The organism is Paenibacillus agricola (assembly GCF_011440305.1).
GTDB lineage: Bacteria > Bacillota > Bacilli > Paenibacillales > NBRC-103111 > Paenibacillus_S > Paenibacillus_S agricola.
Window position 1 is genome coordinate 1 of sequence record NZ_JAAOIW010000052.1, and the last position, 5,070, is coordinate 5,070.

Here is a 5,070-nt window from a genome sequence, read left to right on the forward strand (position 1 = left end):
GTGGACGAAAAACGAAAAAAGGTTGGGCAGAAGTAATCCTCTGCCCAACCCTTTTCGTTTTTTTTCATCATTTTGAGATGAATGGCTGCCCCTTTATAGAAAATTATCTACTTATGGGACAGCCCCTCTCTACTTAAGGGTAACCCGGCTATCATTGCATTTTCTGCAGAAGACCCGTGGCTTTGCGCCCCTATCTTTCAATTAGATTTGCTATTTTCCTATTATATTTGAATTGTTCAATAACAAAATCCTTATGAGATGTTTTGTCAAGTTCCTACAGATACATTATAATACCAAAATGTCGCTTTATTCATAGGTATAAAGGACTATTTATTTAAGATTTTCTAGTGTGAAGGGAACTTGGATAGAATTAACTTTCTATTGATAAAAAAATAATATAAAATGTAACATAACTCGTTTTATGTCGAATAATATGCGCCAAAATCTTAATCTGAGCGGATTTCCTAATCGCTATTTTATAAAGTAGGCTGTTCAACAGTTAAAACTCTTTTAGATTGGTCAACAATATAATTACCAAAATAATACATAATACATAGTAAAGGGAAATTAAATGGATCATCTCTTATATTACACTGAAATGTTAATAACTAATCAGAAGAAATTGGAACAAGAACAGTTTAGAATTATTGCTGAAAATTCCCGTGATTTGATAAAAATAATTGATATAGAGGGATATATTGATTACGCCTCACCATCTCATAAGTATATCCTTGGACTAGATCCAAGAGGGCTTCTCGGAAGAGCTGTGTCTGATTCCATTTATCCAGATGATTTATCCAAGTTTAAAATGCTATTGGGGAAGTATTGGACAAAAAAGAATCTGTTGTTGTGGAACTGAGAAAACAACATAGACAAGGACATTGGATTTGGTTAGAAGCTTCCTGTTCTCCAGTAATTAATGTAGATGGAGAAGTTCAGAGTATTGTTCTGGTTACTAGGGATTTTAGTGAAAGAAAAGAATATGAGAAAAAATTAGAATTTATGGCCTATCACGATTTCCTTACAGGGCTATATAACAGGAGAAAATTAATACAGAAATTTAAAATCTCTATTGAACAAGCGACAGAAAAGAATCAAAAACTTGCATTTTTAATGATGGATTTGAATAAATTTAAATGGATTAATGATAATTTAGGTCACGATGCGGGGGACATTGTACTTCAAGAGTTCTCGAAACGTTTAATGAGTTGTAAAAGAGAAGGAGATATTTTAGGTAGATTAGGTGGTGATGAATTTGCTCTTATAATGAATGGTCTAAGGGATGAAAGTGAAGTATTTGAAATAATTGATCGCATTTCAACATCTCTTAAGGAACCATGTGTTTTAAAAAATAATCAGTATCATGTATCAACTAGTATTGGGGTGTCATTTTTTCCTGAACATGGGCATTCACCATCGCAGCTTTTAAAATGCTCGGATATTGCTCTGTACAAAGCAAAAAGTGTAGCCACAAATAATTACTATTTTTCAGACCTGTTGATTAACCACTAAATGGTAGAAAAAGAGCCGCCAACTCGGTAAAATGTTTGTACCCCTACAAACAATCGAAAGGTGGCGAGATATTCTGTCGATTCTCGAGTACATCCTTGTCCGTTAGAAAAACAGGATGATATTAATGATTCTTTTCGGCACTTTAACATGATTTAAAATATAGCGAGTGCTTATCCGATTTGGAAACGTAATTGACTGGCTTGCCGAATATGTATCCAACCTCATTATCTACAAACTTACGTGGAAAATTAAAGATTAACTTTCGGTTGCTTCGGCTTTCTTGCATAGCATAATTCTTCAGAATGGCATGATCGCCATTGTCTGGGTGACATCTTAGGGTTGAGACCATTTACTTCTTTCATATGAGCTATCCAACATGATTTAGGAATATAGCCATATTGCTGTTTTACATAATCTTGGATTTGCTTATATGTAGCCATTTAAAGTGCCCCCTAATCCTAACTTAAATCAAAATTAGTCCTTACAATGAAAACTCATCTTTTAATATTTGTATAAGCTGTTTTGCGGATTGCTCATTGAATTGAATTGTTTGACTGACGACATTTGCATGCACTCTTTCCTTAGAACCATAAGTATTCAATTGAACATATTTTTTTCCGTTTTCGACCAGAACATTGTATGTACATTCTGCTTCCACTTGCAATCTTGAGTTTCTAGAGGCTTTACTCAATTCCTTTATCAATGCCATATTAATCCCTCCAAATTATAATTCCAGTATTTTTGTTTATCATATCACATATTTTTGTAGCCTGTATTTGATTTTAATCATGGCTAAACACCATCTTAATCCACTAAATGATTAAACATTGGCTGTAATTTAAAACAACAAACTTCGGTCATAAAATTTCAAACTTTTCACAGATTGAATCAATTGAACAGCTCCATAAAGCGAGTCAGGAGCATCATCAAATCTGCAGTTTCGATTATAATCCTTGACCTGATTGTTGTACCGAATATTCGCAACATTGAATAGGATATGTCCCTTCTTTACATCAGGTTCCAAGCTAATAATCCGTTCATGCTTCTGTCCTCGACTATTGACACTTTCCACTGGCGTATACTTTTTCGCCTTCCAAAGTTCTTCCTCAAACTTTTGCTTCATATAACTTTGAGCTTGGATCGTCTCGAAGCCTATCTTATCTACTGGATAAGTGATCAACTTTTCAATAGCCACTTGGAACAAATCATCTGGCAGTAATTTATAAATATTACCGTCAATCACATATAGTTGTTTCGTTTTACGATGCTGCCCTAAAATAGTAATCGCTGAATAATCATTTCTCTTTCCAGCTTTAATTGCAGGATCAATATACATGGCTATTTCCAACTCATCAAACTCCGGCAAGCGATCCCAATATATGATGTTCTGGAATATATAATCATCAGTTGATCGCGGATCGTTCTGTAACTCCTTATAGAACGACTTTTCACCCATGGATTGCTTCTTACACATCAAATAATAGTAATCCAAATATTCGCTCCAAAGGATTTCTGTTCCCTCGAGCATCTCATCTTTATGGGCAATAAAAAAAGACAAGGCAGTGTTGATCCTGTCCTCATCCTGCAAATTATTATATTGGATTTCCCATTCTGCCCATAAATCGTCTCTATCCGAAAATTGAATGACTGCTGCCTTCCTTATACTTCTGACACCAGGTATCTTTCCTTTGAGTAAATCAGCCATAATATCTTCTTCATTGAGAATTGTTCCGCAGATTAAAAATATTAGTGTCTCTTGTTCCTATTGGCAGCACAACATCAGTGAATGTACTTTTGATCTGATCACGTTTCGTTTCTGATTTAGCTGTATCATCCTTGAGCAAGTCATCGAGTAAAACCAGTGTCGGCCTGTGATGTTTATAATGGATACCTCGTAAAGAACCGTCAACTCCACGAATCATGATACAGGAATCGAGTCCACTCTTGCTCCGCAGCCATATTTCATTGTTGTTCCAACGAGAACCTTTCCGAATGCCGAAATCTTCAATCAACATCGTGTTAGTTTCAAGCTCATCCTTTATCATATCCAAGAAGGGAAGGGCTATAATTTCTGTTGCCGATATAATTAGTGTAAACTGCGATTTATCATAAAGAGTCGCATACAGTGGAAATAAAAAAGAACTGATTGTCGACTTTCCATGCTCCCGAGGGAGTCCGAAAGCCGTAATCAGTCCAGTATTGGAAAGCATATGTTTTAACTCAGCGAATAGTTGACGGTGAAACTGACCAAATTGTCGGTCAAAGTATTTTGGGAAATAAATAAGAGCAAAAAATTCAATATCAATTTCAGCTATGAGTTTACGAAGTTCTGAGAAGGAGAAGGTTTCGATTAGCTGCTTCATTTTTGGTGGTTTGAAGTGTTTCTCCATATATTGCTTGAGTAATTCGTTTTGGCGTTGTCGCTCTTCGTTTATCGTTTCAATTTTTATTACTCCTTCCTATGTACATCATTCGTTAATGCGACTAATTCATTGTAAATTAACTGTGCGATTTCTTCAGAGCAATTTTCACTTCTAATGATGATCTCAGGTACAACAGTCATTAGAAAACCATCGTGTTCGATGAGTGTTTCGTGCTTACTCTCAAATTTGTTTACAGTTTGTTCACTCCATTCGGAAAAAACACCATAGCATAAAGGACTTCCATGTTTTTCCCAAAAATCATACCAAACCCCAAAATACAACAAGTCTTTCCCTGTATCGTCCTGAAAGAACACACCATATTCTAAGTAATTGCTTGTAATTGGTTTTGATTTAAAACTCTTGCCGCAGTACTTTTTCACAGCATTTACAATAGAATACAACTTGGATAGCGTACTAGGAATTTCCGCTTTAAACATACAGGATACCTCCGAATTCGTAAATGTAATCTTTTTAACCTCAAACCACATTTTTAGCAGGTCATATAAATCATTTACTTTTTCGCTCACTAGATATAACTCGCTCTTTTTTATAGCGTGAATCAGATCGCTCCAATAAAGTATTTGAGTTTGAATATTGGAAGATGCAACTCCGCTTGTAAATTCACTCGATTTTGATGTCCAAATATGTTGATATGCATAATTCGATGGTACAAGAAAAATCAAAAACTTTTTCTTTTCCCCTGCCTCAGACAAATGTTGTAAATATGTTACAGGTTGATTTTCAGTTAATCCCGAATCGGATGTTTTAACCTCGATTAAGATTTCATATTCATCATTGGTTAAAACAATATCTGGTCGGCAATTATTCAATTTCACTGTATATTGTGTTTGAAAATGATCGTACTCAAATCTTTCAAGCTCTTCATTGTTTAGAAATAAGCTGAGAAATAAATCTCGAAATGGTTTATACGCCATATAATTGCATAGTAATTCCGTCATACTATTTTCATTAGATACTACGCCATAATATATATTTTGTATTCTTTTCCACTAGCGTTGCATTAATTTTCTCTGAATCTTCATAATTTTCCGACTTTCTATCGTTCAGGCATAAAAAAATCCTTTACAATGAAATGGTCAGGTAGCACCTGTCCATAATCCATCGAAAAGGATTA

General features: G+C 34.8%; 7 protein-coding genes, 1 pseudogene and 1 riboswitch. Of the genes and pseudogenes, 2 read left to right on the forward strand and 6 right to left on the reverse strand.

Annotated elements, in window-relative coordinates:
• Positions 1-135: 135 nt before the first annotated feature.
• Positions 136-222: riboswitch (cyclic di-GMP riboswitch) on the reverse strand.
• Positions 223-598: 376 nt separating this feature from the next.
• A pseudogene (locus G9U52_RS38805) lies at positions 599-936 on the forward strand (PAS domain S-box protein); the annotation flags it as partial.
• 66 nt (positions 937-1,002) lie between these two features.
• Positions 1,003-1,512 (forward strand): GGDEF domain-containing protein, encoded by a 510-nt coding sequence (locus G9U52_RS38810; protein WP_243767820.1) that lies wholly within the window; start codon positions 1,003-1,005, stop codon positions 1,510-1,512.
• 142 nt (positions 1,513-1,654) lie between these two features.
• On the opposite strand, the gene G9U52_RS38815 is transcribed toward G9U52_RS38810, so the two are convergent.
• From G9U52_RS38815 to G9U52_RS38835, 6 genes are all read right to left on the reverse strand, one after another.
• Complete coding sequence (locus G9U52_RS38815) at positions 1,655-1,798, reverse strand: phage portal protein (RefSeq protein ID WP_243767817.1); 144 nt, start codon at positions 1,796-1,798, stop codon at positions 1,655-1,657.
• On the reverse strand, positions 1,761-1,952 hold the full coding sequence (locus G9U52_RS38820; RefSeq protein ID WP_166158795.1) for a hypothetical protein: 192 nt from the start codon (positions 1,950-1,952) through the stop codon (positions 1,761-1,763). The genes G9U52_RS38815 and G9U52_RS38820 overlap by 38 nt, the downstream gene beginning before the upstream one ends.
• Positions 1,953-1,993: 41 nt before the next feature.
• A complete protein-coding gene (locus G9U52_RS38825; RefSeq protein ID WP_166158801.1) occupies positions 1,994-2,221 on the reverse strand; it encodes a hypothetical protein in 228 nt (75 codons plus the stop codon).
• A gap of 129 nt (positions 2,222-2,350) precedes the next feature.
• The gene (gene terL, locus G9U52_RS40685) at positions 2,351-3,217 is read right to left on the reverse strand and encodes a phage terminase large subunit (protein WP_243767818.1); all 867 of its coding nucleotides are present in this window, start codon (positions 3,215-3,217) and stop codon (positions 2,351-2,353) included.
• Positions 3,218-3,227: 10 nt separating this feature from the next.
• Positions 3,228-3,902, reverse strand: coding sequence for a hypothetical protein (locus tag G9U52_RS40690; RefSeq protein WP_243767819.1), 675 nt, complete (start codon positions 3,900-3,902; stop codon positions 3,228-3,230).
• Positions 3,903-3,961: 59 nt separating this feature from the next.
• On the reverse strand, positions 3,962-4,870 hold the full coding sequence (locus G9U52_RS38835) for a PD-(D/E)XK nuclease family protein (RefSeq protein WP_207953490.1): 909 nt from the start codon (positions 4,868-4,870) through the stop codon (positions 3,962-3,964).
• Between the last annotated feature and the right edge of the window lie 200 nt (positions 4,871-5,070).